The sequence below is a fragment of the Priestia sp. SB1 genome, assembly GCF_038898415.1.
This window is the reverse complement of record NZ_JBBJSS010000020.1, coordinates 1-22,406: the sequence shown is the minus strand read 5'-3', so window position 1 is coordinate 22,406 and position 22,406 is coordinate 1. Positions and strand designations below refer to the sequence as shown.

General features: G+C 37.4%; 19 protein-coding genes, 11 tRNA genes and 2 riboswitches. Of the genes, 4 read left to right on the top strand and 26 right to left on the bottom strand.

Going from position 1 to position 22,406, the window contains the following annotated elements; genetic code table 11:
- Window positions 1-2: 2 nt before the first annotated feature.
- Window positions 3-548, bottom strand: coding sequence for a hypothetical protein (locus WKH56_RS34255; RefSeq protein ID WP_230683514.1), 546 nt, complete (start codon window positions 546-548; stop codon window positions 3-5).
- A 321-nt stretch (window positions 549-869) separates the two neighbouring features.
- Here WKH56_RS34255 and WKH56_RS34250 point away from each other — a divergent pair, with 321 nt between their 5' ends.
- On the top strand, window positions 870-2,183 hold the full coding sequence (locus WKH56_RS34250; RefSeq protein ID WP_028412680.1) for an APC family permease: 1,314 nt from the start codon (window positions 870-872) through the stop codon (window positions 2,181-2,183).
- Window positions 2,184-2,312: 129 nt separating this feature from the next.
- Here the strand turns inward: WKH56_RS34250 and WKH56_RS34245 are convergent, their stop codons facing one another.
- From WKH56_RS34245 to WKH56_RS34220, 6 genes are all read right to left on the bottom strand, one after another.
- Window positions 2,313-2,447, bottom strand: coding sequence for a hypothetical protein (locus WKH56_RS34245; protein WP_255256646.1), 135 nt, complete (start codon window positions 2,445-2,447; stop codon window positions 2,313-2,315).
- Between the two features lie 136 nt (window positions 2,448-2,583).
- Window positions 2,584-3,375 (bottom strand): EcsC family protein, encoded by a 792-nt coding sequence (locus WKH56_RS34240; RefSeq protein ID WP_028412681.1) that lies wholly within the window; start codon window positions 3,373-3,375, stop codon window positions 2,584-2,586.
- 24 nt (window positions 3,376-3,399) lie between these two features.
- Complete coding sequence (locus tag WKH56_RS34235; protein WP_013055189.1) at window positions 3,400-4,005, bottom strand: DedA family protein; 606 nt, start codon at window positions 4,003-4,005, stop codon at window positions 3,400-3,402.
- A 160-nt stretch (window positions 4,006-4,165) separates the two neighbouring features.
- Window positions 4,166-5,197, bottom strand: a complete 1,032-nt coding sequence (gene ytvI, locus WKH56_RS34230) for a sporulation integral membrane protein YtvI (protein WP_048022269.1) — start codon at window positions 5,195-5,197, stop codon at window positions 4,166-4,168.
- A 213-nt stretch (window positions 5,198-5,410) separates the two neighbouring features.
- A complete protein-coding gene (locus tag WKH56_RS34225; protein ID WP_025753247.1) occupies window positions 5,411-6,670 on the bottom strand; it encodes a cation:dicarboxylate symporter family transporter in 1,260 nt (419 codons plus the stop codon).
- A gap of 106 nt (window positions 6,671-6,776) precedes the next feature.
- Window positions 6,777-6,916: riboswitch (cyclic di-AMP (ydaO/yuaA leader) on the bottom strand.
- Window positions 6,917-7,189: 273 nt separating this feature from the next.
- Window positions 7,190-8,014: an undecaprenyl-diphosphate phosphatase gene (locus tag WKH56_RS34220; RefSeq protein WP_028412683.1), complete on the bottom strand. Its 825-nt coding sequence runs from the start codon at window positions 8,012-8,014 to the stop codon at window positions 7,190-7,192.
- Between the two features lie 458 nt (window positions 8,015-8,472).
- On the opposite strand from WKH56_RS34220, the gene WKH56_RS34215 reads away from it, so the two are divergent.
- On the top strand, window positions 8,473-8,763 hold the full coding sequence (locus tag WKH56_RS34215) for a hypothetical protein (RefSeq protein WP_014461804.1): 291 nt from the start codon (window positions 8,473-8,475) through the stop codon (window positions 8,761-8,763).
- 81 nt (window positions 8,764-8,844) lie between these two features.
- Window positions 8,845-8,959: riboswitch (TPP riboswitch) on the top strand.
- Between the two features lie 113 nt (window positions 8,960-9,072).
- Window positions 9,073-10,842: a phosphomethylpyrimidine synthase ThiC gene (gene thiC, locus WKH56_RS34210; RefSeq protein ID WP_048022271.1), complete on the top strand. Its 1,770-nt coding sequence runs from the start codon at window positions 9,073-9,075 to the stop codon at window positions 10,840-10,842.
- A gap of 167 nt (window positions 10,843-11,009) precedes the next feature.
- Here the strand turns inward: thiC and WKH56_RS34205 are convergent, their stop codons facing one another.
- The 8 genes from WKH56_RS34205 to queG form a co-directional block, all read right to left on the bottom strand.
- Window positions 11,010-11,465, bottom strand: coding sequence for a VanZ family protein (locus tag WKH56_RS34205; protein WP_224357742.1), 456 nt, complete (start codon window positions 11,463-11,465; stop codon window positions 11,010-11,012).
- A gap of 259 nt (window positions 11,466-11,724) precedes the next feature.
- On the bottom strand, window positions 11,725-12,678 hold the full coding sequence (locus WKH56_RS34200) for a cation diffusion facilitator family transporter (RefSeq protein ID WP_033580871.1): 954 nt from the start codon (window positions 12,676-12,678) through the stop codon (window positions 11,725-11,727).
- A gap of 86 nt (window positions 12,679-12,764) precedes the next feature.
- A complete protein-coding gene (locus WKH56_RS34195; RefSeq protein WP_063248116.1) occupies window positions 12,765-13,796 on the bottom strand; it encodes a DUF3231 family protein in 1,032 nt (343 codons plus the stop codon).
- 104 nt (window positions 13,797-13,900) lie between these two features.
- On the bottom strand, window positions 13,901-15,079 hold the full coding sequence (yhbH, locus tag WKH56_RS34190) for a sporulation protein YhbH (RefSeq protein WP_028412691.1): 1,179 nt from the start codon (window positions 15,077-15,079) through the stop codon (window positions 13,901-13,903).
- A gap of 324 nt (window positions 15,080-15,403) precedes the next feature.
- Entirely contained in the window at window positions 15,404-17,299 is a 1,896-nt protein-coding gene (locus tag WKH56_RS34185) for a PrkA family serine protein kinase (protein ID WP_013055179.1), read from the bottom strand.
- A gap of 458 nt (window positions 17,300-17,757) precedes the next feature.
- Window positions 17,758-18,231 (bottom strand): tRNA (uridine(34)/cytosine(34)/5-carboxymethylaminomethyluridine(34)-2'-O)-methyltransferase TrmL, encoded by a 474-nt coding sequence (gene trmL / locus WKH56_RS34180; protein ID WP_016762878.1) that lies wholly within the window; start codon window positions 18,229-18,231, stop codon window positions 17,758-17,760.
- Window positions 18,232-18,295: 64 nt separating this feature from the next.
- Entirely contained in the window at window positions 18,296-19,183 is an 888-nt protein-coding gene (locus WKH56_RS34175) for an amidase domain-containing protein (protein WP_028412692.1), read from the bottom strand.
- A gap of 72 nt (window positions 19,184-19,255) precedes the next feature.
- A complete protein-coding gene (queG, locus tag WKH56_RS34170) occupies window positions 19,256-20,392 on the bottom strand; it encodes a tRNA epoxyqueuosine(34) reductase QueG (protein ID WP_033580873.1) in 1,137 nt (378 codons plus the stop codon).
- A 129-nt stretch (window positions 20,393-20,521) separates the two neighbouring features.
- On the opposite strand from queG, the gene WKH56_RS34165 reads away from it, so the two are divergent.
- A complete protein-coding gene (locus tag WKH56_RS34165; protein ID WP_048022275.1) occupies window positions 20,522-21,196 on the top strand; it encodes a B3/B4 domain-containing protein in 675 nt (224 codons plus the stop codon).
- Between the two features lie 106 nt (window positions 21,197-21,302).
- Here the strand turns inward: WKH56_RS34165 and WKH56_RS34160 are convergent.
- The 11 genes from WKH56_RS34160 to WKH56_RS34110 form a co-directional block, all read right to left on the bottom strand.
- A tRNA-Gly gene (locus tag WKH56_RS34160) sits at window positions 21,303-21,376 on the bottom strand.
- Window positions 21,377-21,448: 72 nt separating this feature from the next.
- Window positions 21,449-21,530, bottom strand: a tRNA-Leu gene (locus WKH56_RS34155).
- 30 nt (window positions 21,531-21,560) lie between these two features.
- Window positions 21,561-21,649: transfer RNA gene (locus WKH56_RS34150), tRNA-Leu, on the bottom strand.
- Between the two features lie 14 nt (window positions 21,650-21,663).
- Window positions 21,664-21,737, bottom strand: a tRNA-Cys gene (locus WKH56_RS34145).
- 37 nt (window positions 21,738-21,774) lie between these two features.
- Window positions 21,775-21,849, bottom strand: a tRNA-Gly gene (locus WKH56_RS34140).
- A gap of 5 nt (window positions 21,850-21,854) precedes the next feature.
- A tRNA-Gln gene (locus WKH56_RS34135) sits at window positions 21,855-21,929 on the bottom strand.
- Window positions 21,930-21,957: 28 nt separating this feature from the next.
- Window positions 21,958-22,033: transfer RNA gene (locus WKH56_RS34130), tRNA-His, on the bottom strand.
- Window positions 22,034-22,063: 30 nt separating this feature from the next.
- Window positions 22,064-22,137: transfer RNA gene (locus tag WKH56_RS34125), tRNA-Trp, on the bottom strand.
- A 5-nt stretch (window positions 22,138-22,142) separates the two neighbouring features.
- Window positions 22,143-22,226, bottom strand: a tRNA-Tyr gene (locus WKH56_RS34120).
- A gap of 8 nt (window positions 22,227-22,234) precedes the next feature.
- A tRNA-Thr gene (locus WKH56_RS34115) sits at window positions 22,235-22,310 on the bottom strand.
- 25 nt (window positions 22,311-22,335) lie between these two features.
- Window positions 22,336-22,405, bottom strand: a tRNA-Phe gene (locus WKH56_RS34110).
- Window position 22,406: the final 1 nt, after the last annotated feature.

Genomic DNA, 22,406 nt, shown 5'->3' with positions numbered 1-22,406 from the left:
CATCAAATATCTAACGAGACATTTCCTTTTTCATCTATTGCCGTTGCATGCTCAACAGCAGATGCTAGATTAATCTCTTTTCTTTCATACCATTTCGCTAAATCTTTGAATAACTCTTCTGTTTCAATCATTCTTGTATCTACTCGCAGTTCAGTTTCGTAGCTATGAAGAGACCAAGTGCTTTCACTAAATAAGTTCATCTCCACATCTAGACACATTTCCTTCCAATTGGGGGCACACCGAATAGGATGAAGTATGTCTGAACATGCAATAGTGTAGCGGTTAGAGCCATTTTTATTCATAAAACAATGAACAGAAGAGGTACTCACATCTCCCTGACTAGTTTGTATAGATTTATATAGCTGGATATCTAACAACGGAACGCTCCATTTTAACGCCATTTTTGGAAGACTTCTTTTTTTAATCGACTTGACCGTTAATTTAATAAAATAAACACCATCTTTTTTTGTTTCATCCAATACAACATGCACACCTGGTTCCTTGTTTATCTCCAAGTTTATATAGGGTGTAGCAATCACTTCCTTCATCTCCTTTATCATCATTATAAGTTTATACACCCGCAAAAATGTAACCGCATTCAAAAGTTTGTTTTCGTATTTATTACAAGTAGATCATACTAATCGAAAGCTTTTTTACTTTCTTTCATTTTATGTAAAATGCTTTCTAGACTCAATGGTAAAAATCAAAGTGAAAAAAAGCATTTTTTTGCTTTATCTAGTAATTAACTAAACGCTCTTTATCTCTTAGCGCGCAATTTTCTCTTCTTTTTCAAAAAAAGATGACAAATCTAACAATATAGTATAATAATAAATATTGCAGAATGATTATACACAGAAAGGATGACAAATATGAATCATGGACCTTCTCTTCTTAAACAACTAAAATTATGGCATATCGTCGTGATAGGATTAGGCTACATGGCACCCATGGCCGTTTTCGATACATTTGGCATTGTAACTGAATCCACAGATGGACATGTTTCAGGTGCTTATGCATTCACGTTGATTGCTATTTTATTCACAGCCATTAGTTATGGAAAAATGGTAAAAGCTTTTCCTGGAGCTGGTTCTTCTTATACATACGCACAGCAAGTAATGAATCCAAGCATTGGTTTTTTGGTAGGATGGACGGCTCTTCTTGATTATCTATTTCTACCGATGATTAATGCACTTTTGACAAATATTTACCTAAGCTCTCTGTTTCCAGGTGTTCCAAAAGCCGTATGGATTATCAGCTTTGTGGTCATCATGACCATAATGAATATTTTTAGCGTTCATTTAACCGTTTCTTTTGGTACGCTATTAGTTGCTTTTCAAATTTTAGTAGCTATCATCTTTATTATTTTAAGTGCTACAACTCAAGGGCAAGAGCTATCATTTAAACCGTTTATAAGTGAATCGGCTTCTATATCTCTTTTATTAAACGGAGCAGCTATTTTATGCTTTTCTTTTTTAGGGTTTGATGCTGTAACCACCATGGCTGAAGAAACACTTAAGCCTGAGAAAACCATTCCCAAAGGGATTCTCATTATTGCATGTACGGGAGGCGCCTTATTTATTACGGTTTCTTACTTTGCTCAGCTTCTTTTCCCTTCAGCCTCTTTGTTTCATGATTTAGAAGGTGCATCGGCTGAAATCGCTTATAAAATTGGCGGCCAGCTGTTTCAATCTATTTTTGTAGCAGCAGCCTTAACATCAACTATTGCTTCTGGACTTGTCTCACATATGAGTGCATCAAGACTTCTCTACGCAATTGGGAAAGATGGTTATCTGCCACGGAGAATTTTTGGCTATATTCACCCTAAAACAAAGACGCCTGTTTGGAACGTAGTCATTATTGGTGGTCTCTCTTTAATTTCACTAAGTCTGTCTCTTGAAAAAGCTACCTCTTTAATTAATTTTGGTGCTTTAATTGCGTTCAGTTCAGTTAACATAGCGGTTTTTATCCATTATTTTATTCAACAAAACAAACGATCTCTCAGTGGATATATTTCATATGTACTTATGCCTTTACTCGGCAGTTTATTTTTATTTTTTATGTGGCTTAACTTAGAAAAAACATCCTTATTTATCGGTATTGTATGGAGTATAATTGGAATTATTTATTTACTGATTGCCAGACGAAAAAATACTATTACCATTCCTACTTTTCATTTTGATTAAGGAAATAGGCTTAACACACCTCGACATATTTCCCCAGAAATAATGTCGAAAAAAAGTAATCGAGACATAAACAAATCAATCCCATCTACACACGCACAAAAAGGTAAACGATCTAATATGAATCGCTCGTTACACCGCTGTTGATTTCCGTGCAAGGCTTCGCTTTCCTCGGGCGGCCGTTGAGCCTCCTCGTCGCTTGCGCTCCTGCGGGGTCTCATCTGTTCCGCTTTTTCCGCAGGAGTCTTCGCCTTGCCCTCCAATCAACACCTAGAGGCAACTAAATACATGAAAGCTACATTTACTATATCAATAAAAAAATCCGAACGTATTTGATTCTCAACTAAGAATCAAACTCGTTCGGATTTTTCTTCAACTAAAATACTTTCATACCAGCCTATTTTTATTTTTTAGATTGTGAGACTTTTTCTAAAATGCGTCTTTTACGGTAAAGCATCATTCCAACTTCTCCTATATCGCTAATCGCTTGTTTGTTAATATACGCCCCAAACACCATCCCTGCTATAGGAATCATTTGAAATAGCTTTTTCCATCCCAAGTTGTCTCTATAGGTTAGAAACACTTCTCTCCAACCTTGGAGCTGCTGCAAGCTCTGCGTTCGATTGCCGCTTGCTAATTCTTCTAAAATCGCACGCTTTCCTACAATATCAGAGGATGAAAACTGCATGCATTTGACCATAAAAATGCGTTCCTCTTGCTCAGTGGGATCGTAACCATAAGAAACAGCCACTTCTTGCAGTGTCTTAAGCGTAAGTCCCAATACAAAAGGAATATCAATCGCCAGTGTGAAAATTCCACCTACTCCGGTTGTAGCTCCTTGCAGCTGCGCATTCTTTTTTCGGACTTCAATAAAATACTCCGCCAACTCATCCATTTCCTGCAGAGATAAATGCTGAACATCCTCTATTGACAGCTGCTTATTTTCTTGTAATTGGGCTGATGCTTTCTCTAGCGTGGCAGACGTATTAGCTAAATACTGGCCTCCATTATCAACATACTTAGCAATTTCATCTAATAATTTTTCTATTTTTTGATGAATGAACTTTGGCGTTACTTTATCTAAAGCTGAAAAAGGCAAGCGAGCCAGCCGCTCCCAGAAAAAAAGTCCTTTTTGGTCTTTCTCCCACTTTTCAATTTTTCGTAATTCTATTCTCAATTGTTCATGCTCTGACATATCCTCACTCTTTTCCTCGATTTATCAGCTCTGTCCTACTTGTTTATTCCGCACATATTTAATGATAAAAAATAACGCAATTAAAACAACAATTCCTATTCCAATAGGCTGCATGTATTGAGATACAATCGGACCCACCTCTTTCCACTTAGGTCCTAACTTATATCCTAAATATACGTAAATAGCCGTTACTGGAAGCATCGCAACAAATGTGTAAATAGAAAACAGCCATACATTCATTTTTGCCATCCCGCATGGAAAAGAGATAGCCGTACGCACTCCTGGAATAAACCGTCCAAAAAAAGCGACCCCGCTGCCGTACTTATTAAAAAAGCGATCGGCAGCGTCAATTTCTTTTTCTTTCACCAAAAAATATTTTCCATATTTTAAAACTAGCGGTCGTCCACCGTAACGTCCCAGTGCATAAAGAGTCAACGGTCCACACACACCGCCTACTGTACCTGCAAGGATAGCCAGATACAAGTTCATATCACCTTGGTACACCCAATACCCTACTAAAGGTAAAACAAGCTCTGCGGGGACAAACTCAAACGTTAATGCTAAAATTACGCCAAAATAAGAGAGCTGTTTTAGCGCTTCAATTAAAGAAAGTAAAACCGACTCTAACAAAAATTCTCCTCCTCATGTCATTAAATCTAAGACTGCAAAACTATAATTTAGCCGATTGATAGATAAAAACCAACGCGACATAGTTTTTTCCTTTCCCTCTTTACGTATGACGTACTACAAAAGTTTCAATAAAAAAAAGCGCTAGTTTTATCCAGCGCTTTTATAGTTTAAAGTTAATTTGAATAATACCTACTTTACGAAGAGCATCGTATAAAATAACTAAAGCCGGTCCTAAAAACAACCCGACAAAACCTAAAAGTTTAAATCCAATGTACAAACTAACTAATGCAGCCAAAGGTGAAATACCCATATTTGTAGAAAATACTTTTGGTTCTACTACACGTCTTACTACCGTAATGACTCCAAATAGAATAAATAAGCCGATTGCTAATGAGTCATGTCCTTGAGTAAGAGCAAAAATCCCCCATGGAACGAGCACCGAGCCTGTCCCAAGGATTGGTAAGATATCGACAATTACAATTAATAAACTAAGCAGCGCGGTATACGGAACATCTAATAGCCAAAGCCCTACATAAGCCATTACAAACGTCATGACACTTAAAATAATTTGTGCCTTAATAAAACCAACCCCCGCTTGGATAAGCTGAGTGATGACAACTTGTAGCTTATATTTCGTTTCTTCTGTTAAGAAAGACTTAATTTTATTTTTAATAGCAGGCAGCTCAAGGCTGATAAATACAAGCGCTACTAAATAAATAAGAAACTCTAGTAGAAACCCAGGAACAGTAGCGGCAAAGCTAATGATGATTTCCACGGTACTTTTTAATAGAGAATCTAATGAATTTACGGTTTTTTCAAGCGTGCGCTCGATAGAAGAAATCACTTCTGTAGGAAGAGCGTTTGAATAGTATTTCCACTTAATAATAGTTGGATAAATCGCGGTTTCATAGATTTCCTTTACAAATGAAGGCGCTATCTTTGAAAGAGCAACCACTTGCGTAACGATTGTCCGAACAATAAAAAACCCAATAAGTATGAGCGAAACAACATATAAAATGAAGGTCATAAGCACTGCGTAGACTCTCTTCATTTTAAAAGATTGATGCAATTTTTGAACAATACCCTCAAGCGCTAATGCTGTTAATAAAGCAAACACAATCGGTAAACTGTAAGGGATTAAAAAACATACGATTACTATCGAGGCGATGACCCATATTCGCTTTTTCCACATACTCTACTATCCCCCAACTAGCTAAGCTATCTCTATATTTATTGATAAAGAAAGGAACCAGTGACTGCTTTTATGTAAGAATAAAATTTGGATATATTTATACCTGATGTTACATATTATAGGGTCAATTTCCATAATAATAAAGGAATTATTATGAAAAAAGCTACTTATTCTAATTTTTTGAATAGAATAAGTAGCTTTTTAATTTATAAATTAGCCGGCTCTCATGACCTCTGTACCTTTTTTAGGGTCAAATTTGCCTTCTGATTTAGACATCACAATTGCTGCTAGTGTGTTTCCTACTAAGTTAACAACCGTACGTGCCATATCCATGATTCTGTCTACTCCCGCAATGAAGGCTAATCCTTCTGCCGGAACGCCGATTGTTCCAAGAGTAGCCAGTAATACAACAAATGATGTTCCTGGCACCGCAGCCATTCCTTTAGATGTAACCATCAATACCAGAATGAGCGTCAGCTGTTGAACGATCGTTAAATCAATACCATACACTTGCGCTAAGAATAAAGCTGCAATCGCTTGATAGAGAACAGAACCATCTAGGTTAAATGTATAACCAATTGGTACAACGAACGATACGATAGCTTTTGGACAGCCCATCTTTTCAAGCTTTTCCATAATACGCGGAAGAACTGTCTCAGAACTAGATGTACTGTATGCTAACAACAGTTCATCTTTCATATAGCGGAATAAGTGGAAAATGTTAATTCCTGCCCATTTCGCAATTCCTCCTAATACAACAAGTAGGAAGAAAATTAACGCTAAGTAAACTAAGATAACAAGCTTTCCTAATGAAAGGAGTGACTCTAAACCGAATTTCGAAACTGTGACACCAATTAAAGCAAATACTCCAATCGGAGCCACTTTCATTACTAGGTTTACCACGTGAAACATTGCGTGAGAAACGCCGTCAAAGAATTGAACAACAGGCTTTCCTCTTTCTCCAATTGCCGCTACTCCAAGTGCGAACAATACTGTAAAGAAGATAATTGCTAGCATGTCCCCTTCAACAATTGACTGGAAAAAGTTTGTCGGAACAATGTGTAAGAACGTTTCAGCCACTGACTTTCCTTCTTGCTGTTTGGATGTTTCAACGTATTGTGAAATATCACTCTTCTGTGCTGAATGAATGTCTACACCTTGCCCTGGATGAAAAATATTAGCAACCAATACACCGATTATAATTGCAAAAGTCGTAATAATTTCAAAATAGAGAATGGTTTTAACGCCGAGCTTTCCGACCTGTTTACCGCTACCTGCTCCTGCAACTCCAACGACTAAGCTTGAGATAACAATTGGAATAACAATCATCTTAATTAATCTTAAAAATAGGTCTCCCAGCGGCTGTAGGTATGTTACTACACGCGGATCGTTAAACCAAATTACTCCTACAAGAACACCGAGGATTAAACCGGTAAAAATCTGCGTAGCCAAACCAAAACGAATTTTTTTCATAGATGTACCTCCCCAAAGATGTATGACATTTGTATATACTTTTCTGAAAAAACAAAAAAAGACTATTCTTAAGAAAGAACAGCCTTTTACTTACGCTATTTTGGGCTCTTTCTCTCAATAAAGCAAACGAGGTTAACTGTCGGATTCGGAATTGAGAGTTTCCTACCTTTTGTAAGGATTCACCCCAAGGCAGCTTTACTGCCGATAATGATTCCCCCGCTCTATACGATTAAGCTTATTATTCAATTTTTATAAAATTAAAACGATCTATACGTTGTCATACGTTTTTTACAGTCAATAAAACTAAACAGAAGTCTTACTTTTACTTAACTTTATACTGCACAAATATTAATTTACTATTTTTCGACACGTTTTGTCAATACCCATGTTTATAAAACGCTTTCAAAAGACAATAATATATATTTATGCAAAAAAGCTATTGCAATGTTGCAATAGCTTTTTCTTGCTTTTTAAGTCTTTATCAGAAGTTTAAATGGCTATAAAATACGCTTATTTATTTTATAAAAATACAAAATATAGAATAGCCGCTAAGACAATTCGATAAATGGCAAACGGAACTAATTTAATGCGGTTGATTAATTTTAAGAAAAAGCGAATCGATATAAGCGCAAAAATAAAGGCGCTGATAAAACCAGCAATAAAAAACGGTAGTGCATCTGATGTGAAATATTGCCAGTTTTTAACCAATGAAAGTCCACTTGCTCCTGCCATAATTGGCACTGCCATAATAAATGTAAAATCTGCGGCTGCCTTATGGCTCATTCCAAGAAGAACCCCTCCTGAAATCGTTGAGCCTGAACGAGAAAAACCTGGCCAAAGAGCAATACATTGAAACAGTCCTATACCTAGTGCTTGTCCATAAGACATTTGGTCCACCGTCTCTACACGCGGACGTTTAGGTCCAAACAAATCTGCTAGAATCATTAATACAGCTCCGACCACTAAGCCAATTAGCACCGTATTTAAAGAAAACAAATGTTCATCAATGTAATCATCAAACAAAAGGCCTAACACTCCTGCGGGTAACAAACCAACAATTACCTGCATTAAATTTAAGCGATTTGTCGGTCCAATTGCAGCAGCTGGTTTCTTTCCTAATCCTAATAAATTAATAAAACGATCTTTAAAAATAACAACTACTGCTAAGATCGACCCTAGCTGAATAACAATCTTAAATGTATTAGCTACTGGAGATGAAAATAATTCTTTTGAATTTAACCACAGGTCATCCACAATAATCATATGCCCAGTTGACGAAACGGGAGCAAACTCTGTTAAACCTTCTACAATCCCTAAAATGATTGCTACAATAATTTCCCACATAAAGCTATGTACCTTGCCTTTCTTTCAAATTAATAAGCTTATCGCTTCGTTTTACATGCTCAACTATTTTCCTATTTTGACACTTGCTTTTTTATCATAATTGTTAAAACTATGAAATACAATGTGTATTTGCAAAAAGATAAGAATCTTTAATAATTTGTAATAAAAAGCTTACATGCTACAACCAAAAAACAAGATATCAGCTTTTATTTATTTTAAAAAGCAGTTACTATGTTCAGTATAAATTCTGGTCCCTTAGCTAAAAATGAATCATCTAGACTATTTTTCTTTAGTGTGAAAAAATGACTAAATCATTATGTTTTTTCCATCCCCCCTTACTGTCATCTATCATTTTAATCCAATAGGGCTGACTTATACGACATATCCCCTAAGTAATTTGAAACTTTTTTCTCTCTTTTCTCGTATATAGTAGTATCTTTTTTAGGAGGCTTTTTACTATGAATGGAAATGTACGTACAATGAAATGGGTCACTGCTGGGTATGAAGCCTTGCTGGGAATTCCTTTAATTGGCGCGGGGATTGTTATGGGCTTTAGCTATACTCCTCTTTTTATTGGATTTATTCTTCATGCTATCACACTCATTTTAGCTAATAGACGAGGGTTATCTGCTTATGGAAACATACTAGGGCTTGTTACCTCACTGGTTGCTTGGATTCCATTTTTGGGATTTATCATGCATATTATTACAGCTATTGTGATTGCAATCGATGCTGCTAGACAACGCTAATTGTCTAGCTTTTTTTATTTAAGGGTTGATTTTTTACCGAATGATGGTAAACTTAAGCCGTAAATTGAATAATTTGAATGTTATTTCTACTAGGGGTGTCTGATAGCTCAGACTGAGAGAAGAGTGCAATAAAACTCTTTAACCCTTTGAACCTGATTTGGGTTATACCAGCGGAGGGAAGTAGTCTTGAAAAGAATAGTATATGTTTATTCTTTTTTTGCCTATTCCATCGGGTTCTGTCTATCACAGAACCCGATTTTTTTATGGTTCGGTATAGCTACACTTTATGCGAAACCGGAGGAATATGTAATGTCAAAACAAAATGTATCAGTTTCTATGAAAAAGCCTTTTCCAAACAGTCACAAAGTATATGTCCAAGGATCCAGACAAGACCTTAAAGTGCCTATGCGCGAAATTCATCAGTCTCCTACTACAGGGTCTTTTGGTGAAGAAGAAAATTGTCCCGTACGTGTGTACGACACGAGCGGTGTTTATACAGATCCCTCTTATGAAATTAATTTACAAAAAGGATTACCGGCTCTGCGCGAAAAGTGGATTGCAGAACGAAACGATGTAGAAACATATCAAGGCCGTACGGTTCAGCCACAGGATAACGGTTATTATGATGGTGATCCAAGAGATCAGTACGAGCGCTTTATTATTAATCGTTTACCTTTGCGCGCGAAAAAAAATCAAAATGTAACGCAAATGCACTATGCGAAAAAAGGAATCATCACGCCCGAAATGGAATTTATCGCTATTCGCGAACAGATGGATCCTGAAGTTGTGCGTGAAGAAGTAGCAAGAGGACGTGCAATTATCCCTAATAATATCAATCACCCTGAGAGCGAACCGATGATTATCGGCCGCAAATTCCATGTAAAAATTAATGCTAATATCGGAAATTCAGCTATTCGTTCAGCTATTGAAGATGAAGTAGAAAAAATGACATGGGCAACGCGTTGGGGAGCCGATACAATTATGGATCTATCAACAGGAAAGGATATTCACACAACACGCGAATGGATTATCCGCAACTCGCCTGTTCCTGTAGGGACCGTTCCTATTTACCAAGCGCTTGAAAAAGTAAAAGGCGTAGCAGAAGATCTAACGTGGGAAGCATACCGTGATACATTAATTGAACAAGCAGAACAAGGTGTTGATTACTTTACTATTCACGCAGGTGTTCTTTTACGTTATATTCCTCTGACAGCGAAACGTACGACAGGTATTGTTTCACGCGGAGGATCCATCTTGGCGCAGTGGTGTTTAGCTCATCATGAAGAGAACTTTTTATATACTCGCTTTGAAGAAATCTGTGAAATCTGTAAAGCATACGATATTGCTATTTCGCTTGGCGATGGGCTACGTCCTGGTTCCATTGCAGATGCTAATGATGAGGCACAGTTCGGTGAATTAGAAACGCTTGGTGAATTAACTAAAATTGCTTGGAAACACGATGTTCAAGTTATGATTGAAGGTCCTGGACATGTTCCAATGCATCTCATCAAAGAAAACGTAGATAAACAAATGGAAATATGCCAGGAAGCTCCCTTCTATACTCTTGGACCGCTTACAACCGACATCGCTCCAGGCTATGACCATATTACATCAGGTATTGGTGCTGCAATGATTGGCTGGTTTGGAACAGCTATGCTTTGCTACGTAACGCCAAAAGAACATTTAGGACTCCCGAATAAAGAAGACGTTCGCGAAGGCGTTATCACCTATAAAATTGCTGCGCATGCTGCTGACCTAGCAAAAGGCCATCCAGGAGCACAAAAACGCGATAATGCTCTGTCTAAAGCAAGATTTGAATTTAGATGGAATGATCAATTTAACCTGTCACTAGATCCAGAGCGCGCAAAAGAATATCACGATGAAACACTTCCCGCTGAAGGTGCTAAAACAGCCCATTTCTGTTCAATGTGTGGACCTAAATTCTGTTCGATGCGTATTTCTCAAGATATTCGTAACATGGCTCAAGAAAATGAAAAAGATGTAAACGAAGTAAGAAAAGAAGGAATGAAAGAAAAAGCTAAAGAGTTTGTTAACAGTGGTTCAAATATCTATCAATAATGAAGTAGAACAGCTTAAAAAACAAATTAAGCAGCTTGAAGGAAAGTTATTATTTGTTCAGCAAAATTGTCAGCACATTATCGTTGAATCCTCACATTCTTCCGTAAGACGCTGCATTAAGTGTTTCTATCAACAAGATGCAAAAAGGACTTCGTAAAGAAGTCCTTTCATCTTTTTTTGAAACGTGCTTTCAGCATGTTCTTAATCCAATATAGTATTTTAATAATAACCCAGCCTATAAATGTACCTAGCGTATTCAAAAAGATATCATCAATATCAAATACTCGTTCCGTTAGCTTGTACTGTAAAATTTCAATCAGAAAACTGATTAAGAAACCCGTCGTAAAGACTTGAATAAAACCGTCAAACCACTTCATAAACAACGGAATAAACATTCCAAGCGGCGCAAACATCACGATATTTCCCAGTATATTTGTCAGAGTGAGCATTATATTACCGCTGTCCCACATCAGACGGATTGTACTAAATAAATCCAAGTTCATTGCTTTTCCGTAAACATGTTCGTTTTCCCGTATGAGCGTAGCGTAAATGACCACTGCCGTATACGCAATAAATAGAGTGAACATGACTTTTTTAACAATTGACCTGATGCTTACATTCACTTCAACATCACCTTCTTTGACTCCCAAAACCATTTATTATTATCTATATGTACCCGTCCACTGCTTTCATTCGTAGTGAATGCATTTATATGCTTTTTTATCCTATCACATCAATAAATAAATACAATTCCCTTTATACAATTTTATTAAACTTGATTCTTTATAAATAAAAACCCTCATTATTTTATGCTACTCATTTCATTAATTTCTACATATATAAATAATAAGAAGCAGCGAGTAACACTTCGCTGCTTCTTATTTAATCTGGATAATAAGGATTCAAATGGATTAATACTTCCTGAATATTATCATGCTTTTTCATAAGTGTAGCTTTGATTTCTCGTCCTAAATCATGACCTTCCTTAATTGTTTTAAAGTGGTCAATTGAAATACGTACATCCACTAATATGTAATGGCCATGTTCTCTTGCTCGAACGCGATCAATCCGCTTCACATCTTCAAATTCATAAATACTTTCTTCAAGTTCTTTCAGTAGCTCTTCATCAATATTGCCTTCCATTAAGATTTGAAAAGACTCTCCCATCATTTGTCTGGCAATGTTAAAAATTAAATAAGCAACAAAGATACTTGCTATTTTATCTCCGTATAACAGCAGTTGAACATCCATTTTATCACCAATAATGGATAATAAAACACCAATTGCCGCTGCAATAGAAGCAACAATATCTGCTTTATGATCAAATGCAATTGCCTCAATTGCCTTACTGTGGTGCTGCTTGGCTACGTTTAAAGAATAACGGTACAATAATACCTTTGCTATGTATGAAATAACAGCAATCCACATGGCTAAAATATTTGGAGATTCAACCGGATGGAATAAACCAACGACTCCTTCAAATACCACATAAAATGATACAAGCAATAAAATAATTCCTACAATTCCTGAGACAATTACTTCTGCTTTTCCATGCCCGTATGGATGATCATCATCTGCTGGCTTATTTGCTACTCGTATAACCAACAAGACAATAATAGAGGCAAATACGTCCGCTGCAGAGTGAATACCATCAGCAAATACGGCATCACTATTTCCAATCCATCCTACTATTACTTTTCCTAGCGTAAGGGCAATATTGCTCCATACGCTAATCCATGCTACTTTTTTCGCAATGGACTCCCTTATACTATTATTCATTTGCACACCTCGACTTACTTCTTGAAAAATCAGCTTTTTTATCTTATCACTGTTCATTCAAGTGGGTCTAGAGCAACCTATTTTCATTTAGCTATATATGTTTCAGCACCGCAAAATTACTGATAATCCACAACATATCTTTCTTATTTCTCTGCCAACTTCTTATGATCAGTTGCCATTGGAGGTTCTTCCATCCACCCTTGCTCAATCATAATTCGAATTCCATCTTTTCCGTACTTCCCTATACGCCCAATTAGCTGAGAAAATTCTACTGCTACATCCGAACGGAAGGCCATAGACAAACCAGCACCGCAGTTATCAATAGCGATCGTCACCGCTGTAGAAGTATGATACATCATCAGCTTATCTGAAAACGGTGAAATCGTTGAGTTGGTTACATATGCATCAAGCAGCCTCGGACTTGGTAAATCAGCTTCAGACAGTAATTCGGTGAAGTGCTTGATTTGCTTACTTGCAAGCTTGACTCCATCAAAAAAATAAGAGCGTAATTTTTGTGTGGTAGCTACTTGACTAAAGGCCAGCATCAGCGTTTTACCTAATACATTTGTATTAACAATTTCTTGAATAGCGGTAACCTCTAAAGAAGTTAAAGGATGCATTTGAGAGAAAAATGGTGATATAAATGTTTTTTCCTCCACAAAATTCACTTTTACAGGATAAGGAATAACCGGAGGTCTCATCAGCATGCTTTTTCTTAAAATAACGTGGTTAGAATTCTCTAAAAGAATGTCGCTTTCTTTTACACATCGAGATAGGTGGTCATAAATATCTTGCCTTCTCACTGCGCTTAGCGCTCTGGCATATTTCTTCATACCTCCAATGGCCATTTCGTTTACATAAATAGCCATAAAAATATCATCGAATAAAGCAGGAACTCCTTTGTTCACATCTTGTTCCCCAAACCCTACTGGAATTGGAATTTTTTCTAAACTGAATAATTCCGTCAATTCGTCTACATGAGTTTGTGAAAACTGATGTGCTTTTTTTAAAAGTTCCTTAATCTCTGGATCTTTTACAACAGATAGAAAATATCCAAGAACGCATACATACAGCGTATCGCCTAAATATTGCGCCCATAAGTAACCTAACTCGGCTGCATTCAACCGCTGATTTTGTTGATGTTTTTGCATTTCACTCTTTATATTTTCGTTCATTCACTTATTCTCCTTTTGGATAAAGTCGTACTTTTACTATCTCCAAAGAAGCGCTGAATAAACCGCATAAAAAAGACCTAGATAACAAGTCTAGGCCTTTTAGGTTATGCATATTTTTGGTCTTCGGTCTCTTTTCTAAAAAAGCTTTTCATCGCATGAAAAACGTCTGATTTTTGTTTTAAAATAAAGTGTCTAAAGCTTTCGTCTTGAATGTTTTTGTACGCAGACATTAAAGTGGAATGTCGATTGTACTGATTTACTTCCCCATACCCAAACATATTTGACACTTTCATTAATTCATTTACTAACTTTACACACCTTGCGTTATCTGAAGTTAAGTTATCACCATCTGAAAAATGAAACGGGTAAATATTGTAACGGCTCGGATCATACTTTTGGTTAATTAATTCAAGCGCTTTTCGGTAAGCAGATGAGCAGATGGTTCCTCCACTTTCTCCTTTGGAGAAGAAGTCTTCTTCTGACACTACTTTTGCCTCTGTATGATGCGCAATAAATTCAATTTCCACCGTTTCGTATTTCGTACGTAAAAAGCGTGTCATCCAAAAGAAAAAGCTTCGTGCCATATATTTTTCCCATATGCCCATCGAACCGCTCGTATCCATCATAGCTAAAACGACTGCTTTCGATTCTGGCTTTATAACTTCATTCCACGTTTTAAATTTTAAATCCTCCGGATAAATAGGATGAAAAGCAGGCTTTCCTGTCATTGCGTTTCGCTTATAAGCGCTCATCATCGTTCGTTTTTTATCAATATTCCCCATCAAACCTGTACGTCGTATATCATTAAATTCAATGTGTTCCACAACAATTTGATCAGATTCTTTTCGCTGAAGATTAGGCAGTTCTAATTGAGCAAATAAAGCCTCTTGAAGCTCCATGAGGGACACTTCCGCTTCAAAGTAGTCTTCTCCAGCCTGATCACCTGCTCCTTGACCTTTTCCTGCTCCTTTTTGACCATCTCCAGCAGATCCGTCACGTGCTACTACATCCCCAACTTTACTGTCTCCATCACCTTGACCCACATGTTTGTTTTTATCATAATTGTACCGAATTCGATATTCATCCAATGATTTGATCGGGATTTTAACAACTTCTCTTCCATTGGACATCACGATATTTTCTTCTGTAATTAAGTCCGGTAAATTATTTTTAATGGCTTCTTTAATTTTTTCTTGATGTCTTTTTTGATCATCGTGGCCTTTACGATGGAGGGACCAGTCTTCTTTTGAGACAGCAAAACTTTTATCTACTTCTTTTCCCACGCTATTCCCCTCCTTATTTAAAAAACACCTGCACGTTTTTACTCGGCATGCATAAGCTATACCGAAAGTTTCTGACAAATACCTTTAGTTCAAAGGTTGGTTACTCTTATCCTATGCGCAAGAATGGTATACTTGCTAACTAATTCTTTTACTATTAACTATTCATTTTATAGTGTCTAGTGTCATGTATATGTTTATGACTTATCATATGATGGTTAAGTGCAATGCGTACTACACAATAGCCTAATTATGCAGAGTTTATTTTAAGAGATAAGAAAAACATGGCACAGATCGGAAGTGCCATGTTTTCTTGTTAGTACTGAGTTATCGATTTAACAAACTTCCTACATAGCGCAGCAGTTCATTAGCAGATACTGAATTGTATCCATGCTCATCAATCAATCGAGCCACTACTTCATTTACTTTCTTCAGCTGCTGCTCATCTGGTGTTTTAGTGGACGTTGTAATTTTCACTACGTCTTTTAAATCTGCAAACAGTTTTTTCTGAATCGCTTCACGTAAGCGTTCATGAGAATTATAGTCAAATCGTTTTCCTTTACGTGCATAAGCGGAAATACGAATTAAGATTTCTTCGCGGAATGCTTTTTTCGCATTTTCTGAAATACCAATTTGTTCTTCAATTGAACGCATTAATTTATCATCTGGATTTAACTCTTCTCCTGTTAACGGATCACGAAGCTTATTTTTGTTGCAGTATGCTTCGACATTATCTAAATAATTATCCATTAATGTTTTAGCAGACTCTTCGTAAGAATAAACGAACGCTTTTTGCACTTCTTTTTTAGCAATTTCATCATATTCTTTACGCGCCAGAGAAATATAATTCAGGTAACGCTCTCGGTCCTCAGCAGAAATAGACGCATGCTGTGCTAACCCTTCCTTCAATGAACGCAGTACATCTAATGCATTGATTGATTTAATATCTTTTCGAATGATGGTAGATGAAATGCGGTTAATGACATAACGCGGATCAATACCGCTCATTCCTTCATCCGTATACTCTTTTTGTAACTCTTCTACGTCTGCATCGTTATAGCCTTCTACAGATTGACCGTCGTATAAGCGCATTTTCTTTAACAAATCGATATCGCCTTTTTTAGGCTCTTTTAATCTTGTTAACGTAGTAAAGATAGACGCAATACGTAGCGTATGAGGGGCAATATGAACATCTGATACGTCACTTTCACGAATCATTTTGTCATAAATTTTTTCCTCATCACTCACTTTTAAGTTATATGGAACAGGCATTACAATAATTCGTGAATGCAAAGCTTCATTTTTCTTATTGGAAATAAACGAGCGATACTCTGTTTCATTTGTATGCGCTACGATTAATTCATCTGCACTAATTAAAGCAAATCTTCCTGCTTTAAAGTTTCCTTCTTGGGTTAAAGAGAGTAAATGCCATAAAAATTTCTCGTCACATTTTAACATCTCTTGGAACTCCATCATTCCCCGGTTTGCTTTATTAAGCTCTCCGTCAAAGCGGTAAGCGCGCGGATCTGACTCAGATCCATACTCTGCAATTGTTGAAAAGTCAATGCTTCCTGTTAGGTCAGCAATGTCTTGAGATTTCGGATCAGAAGGACTGAACGTTCCAATTCCAGTTCGTTTGTCCTCTGAGAAGAAAATGCGTTCGATGATGACGTCTTCAATTCTGCCGCCATACTCTTCCTCTAATCGCATTGTATTTAAAGGAGATAAGTTTCCTTCAATTCGGATACCATACTCTTCAAAGAAGTCTTTACGTAAATGATGTGGAATTAAATGCAGCGGATCTTCATGCATTGGGCATCCTTTAATAGCGTAAACAGCTCCTCGATCAGTAAGCGAATAAGCTTCAAGCCCTCTTTTTAACATGGTCACTAGCGTCGATTTACCACCACTTACTGGACCCATTAAAAGTAAAATACGTTTACGAACATCTAAACGCTTTGCAGCTGGGTGAAAATATTCTTCCACCAAGCGTTCTAGCGAATCTTCAAGTCCAAACATTTGTCCACTGAAAAATTTATAATGTCTTTTACCATTTACCTCTTCAATTCCTGCATCCTTTATCATGTTGTATACTCTAGAGTGTGCAGGCTGAGCAATTAAAGGCTCATCTTTAATCAGCTTTAGGTACTCTTCAAATGTCCCTTCCCACTTAAGACGATTCTCTTCTTCGCGGTATCTTTCAACTTTCTTTAATATATCCATTAAAGGACCTCCCCTACTAGTTATGGTGCTAGTGAACAAGATTAATACAATCTATGCAGCAAAATGTTTGAACATGCTTTTTAAATTGTAAAATTCAGAAATTTGTCCTTGCTAGGCATTCACAGTGAAGTATTTATTAGCTATAATAAAAGAGTAAGAAGGAACGGTTAAATTTTATTAGAGAACTTACGTCTCTAGAAGAGTTATTTTGTCATTATTATCATCATGAGATATGGGAAGTCGGTTTTAACTGCAGTAGCTGTATAATCCTTTTAATTAGATTGAGGAGGAAAATCAATGCGCTTACTTTTAGTATTAGGAGTAACAATTGCTTTTTTAGCATCCATCTTCAGAGCGGGATACAATGATAAACCGGGCGTTAAAAAATAACCACTACATATCATCGTCGACATAAATAAAAAAGCGAGGTTCAAATTTTATTGAACCTCGCTTTTTATTTAAGATAAACCAGCGTAATTTTGTTGACGCAGCGCTTCATAGATTAAAATAGCTGCTGTATTAGATAAATTTAAAGAACGAACATTTTCTGTCATCGGTAAACGAAGACATCTTTCCATGTTCTCTTCAATAATGTGCTTTGGCAGACCCTTTGTTTCTCTCCCAAATACGAAGAAATGATCCTGCTCTAAGTCACTATAATCAAATGTTGTATGTGGCTGTTGACCAAATTTTGTGATGAAGTAAAAGCCTGCTTCAGGATACTTTTCAAATACTTCTTCTAATGAATCATGATACACCACATTTACAAATTCCCAGTAATCCAATCCAGCTCGCTTTAACATTTTATCATCTGTTGAAAAGCCTAACGGCCGAACTAAATGCAGCGTCGTATTTGTTGCTGCACATGTTCGCGCAATATTTCCTGTATTTGCTGGAATTTCTGGTTGAAATAACACTACGTGTACTCCCACAAATTTTCACCTCTGCTAACAAATCTATTCATCATTATACCACTAACTTGCTAAAACGAAAGACTTACCGATCAACGATATGGAAAAAATCATACTTAATCTTTGGCGTGTAAGCCGTTGAATCTTCATAAGCCCAATATCTCATTCGACTATTATACGTGTTCGCATTCACAAGAGGCATACCGTGACCGTCTTTTGCTACAACAATCGTCGTATGATTCCATCTTCCATCTCCTTCAAAATCGTAGCAGATAACGTCTCCCGGGACAAGTTCGCTTGCTGAAGATTTCCTCACAGCCCGAAGTCCTGATTTGGAGTTACTTAAATAGCTGTGCATGGAATGAGCAACGGCCCAGCTATAGCTCCAGGCGTTCCCTCTCATCCACCATCCGTTTGCTTTTTTAGGATACCCCCGCATCGGCGCCTTTCCTGCATGCAAACACTGTGAGATATAGTTGGTGCAGTTTACCTCAAACTGCTTATAACTTTCATTAGGTTTATCCCAATGCTTTTCTGCATACTGAACAGCTGCAAGACGATCATAATAAGAGGCTCTTTCTTCGTCTTCCTCTACTTCTTCTACATCCATTTCAACCTCATCTTCAGAAAAATCCTTTACCAGTAGCTCATCTTGAATAAGTGTATCTTTATAAAAAAGAGCTAAACGATCTTCAATTTCTTCTTCTATATAGAAAAAATCGTTTTGTTTTAAAAATGCCTGAATGTGCACCTTATATAATACTCTTGTTTCTTCCTGATCCGTATGAGCAGATTGAATAGAACCTTTCATATTACATTTTAAAACATCAACTTCTCTTTTTTTTACAAGAGACCGCTTTAGCTCACACTGCTGTTCAATGAAAGGCTTAAAGTCTTCATGAAGCTCACCTTTTACATAGCTGTCCGCACGCGCTTTAATTAAAGTATATAATACATTCCTTTTTGTTAGCATAATGTCACCACTTTTCTAAGCGTTTATTATACGCTATGACTCATTAGCTAACTTTATCAATAAAAATACGGTTTAGATCTCTTGAAGCATCTCTATACCTTTTGACATTTCTTCAATTACTTCTTGGTCCTTTTCTTTTTCTCTTAAGTTCATAAGTGTATCTAATGCTTCTTTATCACCAATTTTGCCTAACGCCCATGCCGCCGTTCCTCTAATGACAGGGCGAACGTCATTTTTAATTAACTCAATTAAATCTGGAACAGCGGTTTGATCTTTAAAATGGGCAAGTGCAATAATGGCATTACGCTGAATTGGCTTTTTCCCTCTCCATGACCCTGAAACATGTCCAAATTTCTCTTTGAACTCACGATTACTCATCGTTAAAAGCGGTTTTAATTTAGGCTTCGCAAGTTCTGGGTCAGGCTCCATCTCAGGGTGAAAATGAAAGTCTTTGCCTTTATTTTCAGGACATACAGTTTGACATGTATCACAGCCATATAAACGATTGCCTAATTTACTTCGAAATTCTTCAGCTAAAAATCCTTTTGTTTGGGTTAAAAAGGCAATACATCGCTGCGAATTCAGCTGACCGCCTGTTACAAGCGCACCGGTAGGGCACACATCTACGCACTTATTACAAGTACCACAGCCGTCTTCTATCGGTTTATCAGGAGGAAACGGGATATCTGTAATCATTTCCCCTAAATACACGTAGGAACCGAATTCAGGTGTGATAATGGCACAGTTCTTACCGCTCCAGCCAATACCAGCTCTTTCTGCTACAGCTCGGTCCGACAGCTCGCCTGTATCTACCATCGATTGAAGGATAGCTGCAGGTACTTTTTCTTTTATGAAAGCTTCAAGCTTTTGAAGCCTATCACGTAAAACCGTATGATAATCTTGTCCCCAAGAAGCACGGCAAAAGATCCCTCGGCGATCTTCCTTTGTGCTCTTTGGTGCATCCTTTAATTTAGAAGGATACGCAAGTGCAATTGAAATAATGGATCTAGCTTTTGGAACAACTAATGTGGGATCTACTCTTTTTTCAATATCAGGTTCCTCAAAGCCTGAAGCATAACCTAACTCTTGCTGTGCTAACAATCGATTCTTTAACTCATCAAACATAGAAGCACTCGCAAATCCAATCTTATCGATTCCAATCTCTTTGCTGTATGAAATAATTTCTTCCTTCAACTGATACGCATTCATAGTGAGTAATAGCCTCCTTTCTAAGAAATTCTATATATTCATGCATTGAACTGTTTTCTCACTCAATGAAATGATAGGATGGTATCTATAAACGAACAAATACTAATTATAATAGAAAGGATCAAAAAAATGAACTTTACATTATCACCCGCTATTAAACAGCTTTGCCCTTCTTTTAAAATGGGAATCATTCAGTATAAAAATATTGAAGTTGGCGATTCTCCTCAAATGCTAAAAGGACGTCTGCGCCTTTTTCAAGAATCCATTTATTTTGACCTTGAGTCAAAAAAAGTAACAGAATTTGAAGGTGTTAGCGAGTGGAGAAAGCTTTTCAAAACGTTTGGAACGGACCCAAGTAAATACCGTCCTTCTATAGAAGCTTTAATTCGACGGATAGGAAAACAAACGTATCTTCCTTCTATCAATTCTGCTGTGGACATTAATAACTTTTTTTCATTGCAATATGAAGTACCAATTGGAATTTATGATTCTTCTAATATAGAGGGCCACGTTGAATTTACTATCGGTAAAAAAGAAGAGTCTTACGAAGCTCTAAATGAACGTAACATTTCTTTAGAAAATAAAATCATTTCAAAAGATGCCCTAGGAGCTTTCGGAAGCCCTTATGTCGATTCTAACCGAGCGTACGTAACTGAAAAGACAACACAAGCTGTACAGTTCATCTATTTAAAACCTTCACTTTCAGAAGAACAGGCTTATAAACTAACTAAATCCTTAAGTGACATGTTCATTCAAATTCACGGCGGCGAAGCAACCTATCAAGTCATTAACTGGTGTACGTAAATATAGCGTCTATCTTTTCAAGATAGACGCTATATTTACGCTAAAAATAAAAAACGCAACATCTCAGCTTTGAAAGCGAGACACTGCGTTGTGATAACAATATGTATGGAGCGGGTGATGAGAATCGAACTCACGACATCAGCTTGGAAGGCTGAGGTTTTACCACTAAACTACACCCGCAAATATTATCAAAATTTGTCGACCAATAAGTAAAAATAAAAACAGGAATCATCCTGTCAAGTAAAGCTAAAGTACCGATGGTCGGGGTCGAACCGACACTCCCGAAGGAACACGATTTTGAGTCGTGCGCGTCTGCCAATTCCGCCACATCGGCAAAATAAAAAAGGCAAGTTAAAATTATAAATGGTGCCGAGGGCCGGACTTGAACCGGCACGGTAGTCACCTACCGCAGGATTTTAAGTCCTGTGTGTCTGCCAATTCCACCACCCCGGCAGCTTGTAAATAAATGGAGGCGGCAACCGGATTTGAACCGGTGATAAAGGTTTTGCAGACCTCTGCCTTACCACTTGGCTATGCCGCCATTTACTCAAGACTAAATAACTTTATTAAAATTAAATTGGAGCGGAAGACGAGGTTCGAACTCGCGACCCCCACCTTGGCAAGGTGGTGTTCTACCACTGAACTACTTCCGCAAATATGGCTGGGCTAGCTGGATTCGAACCAACGCATGACGGAATCAAAATCCGTTGCCTTACCGCTTGGCGATAGCCCAATATTGGAATATGCATATCGTTTATAAATGGGGCGACTGATGGGAATCGAACCCACGAATGCCGGAACCACAATCCGGTGCGTTAACCACTTCGCCACAATCGCCACGTATATATGCAATATTAATTTTATAATTGGCAGGGGCAGTAGGAATCGAACCCACACTGACGGTTTTGGAGACCGTAGTTCTACCTTTAAACTATGCCCCTGTAAATGGTGGAGGGGGGCAGATTCGAACTGCCGAACCCGAAGGAGCGGATTTACAGTCCGCCGCGTTTAGCCACTTCGCTACCCCTCCGATATAAATGGTGCCGGCAAGAGGACTTGAACCCCCAACCTACTGATTACAAGTCAGTTGCTCTACCAGTTGAGCTACACCGGCATTTTAAAAACAAATGTTTTTAAAATGGTGGCTCGGGACGGAATCGAACCGCCGACACAAGGATTTTCAGTCCTTTGCTCTACCAACTGAGCTACC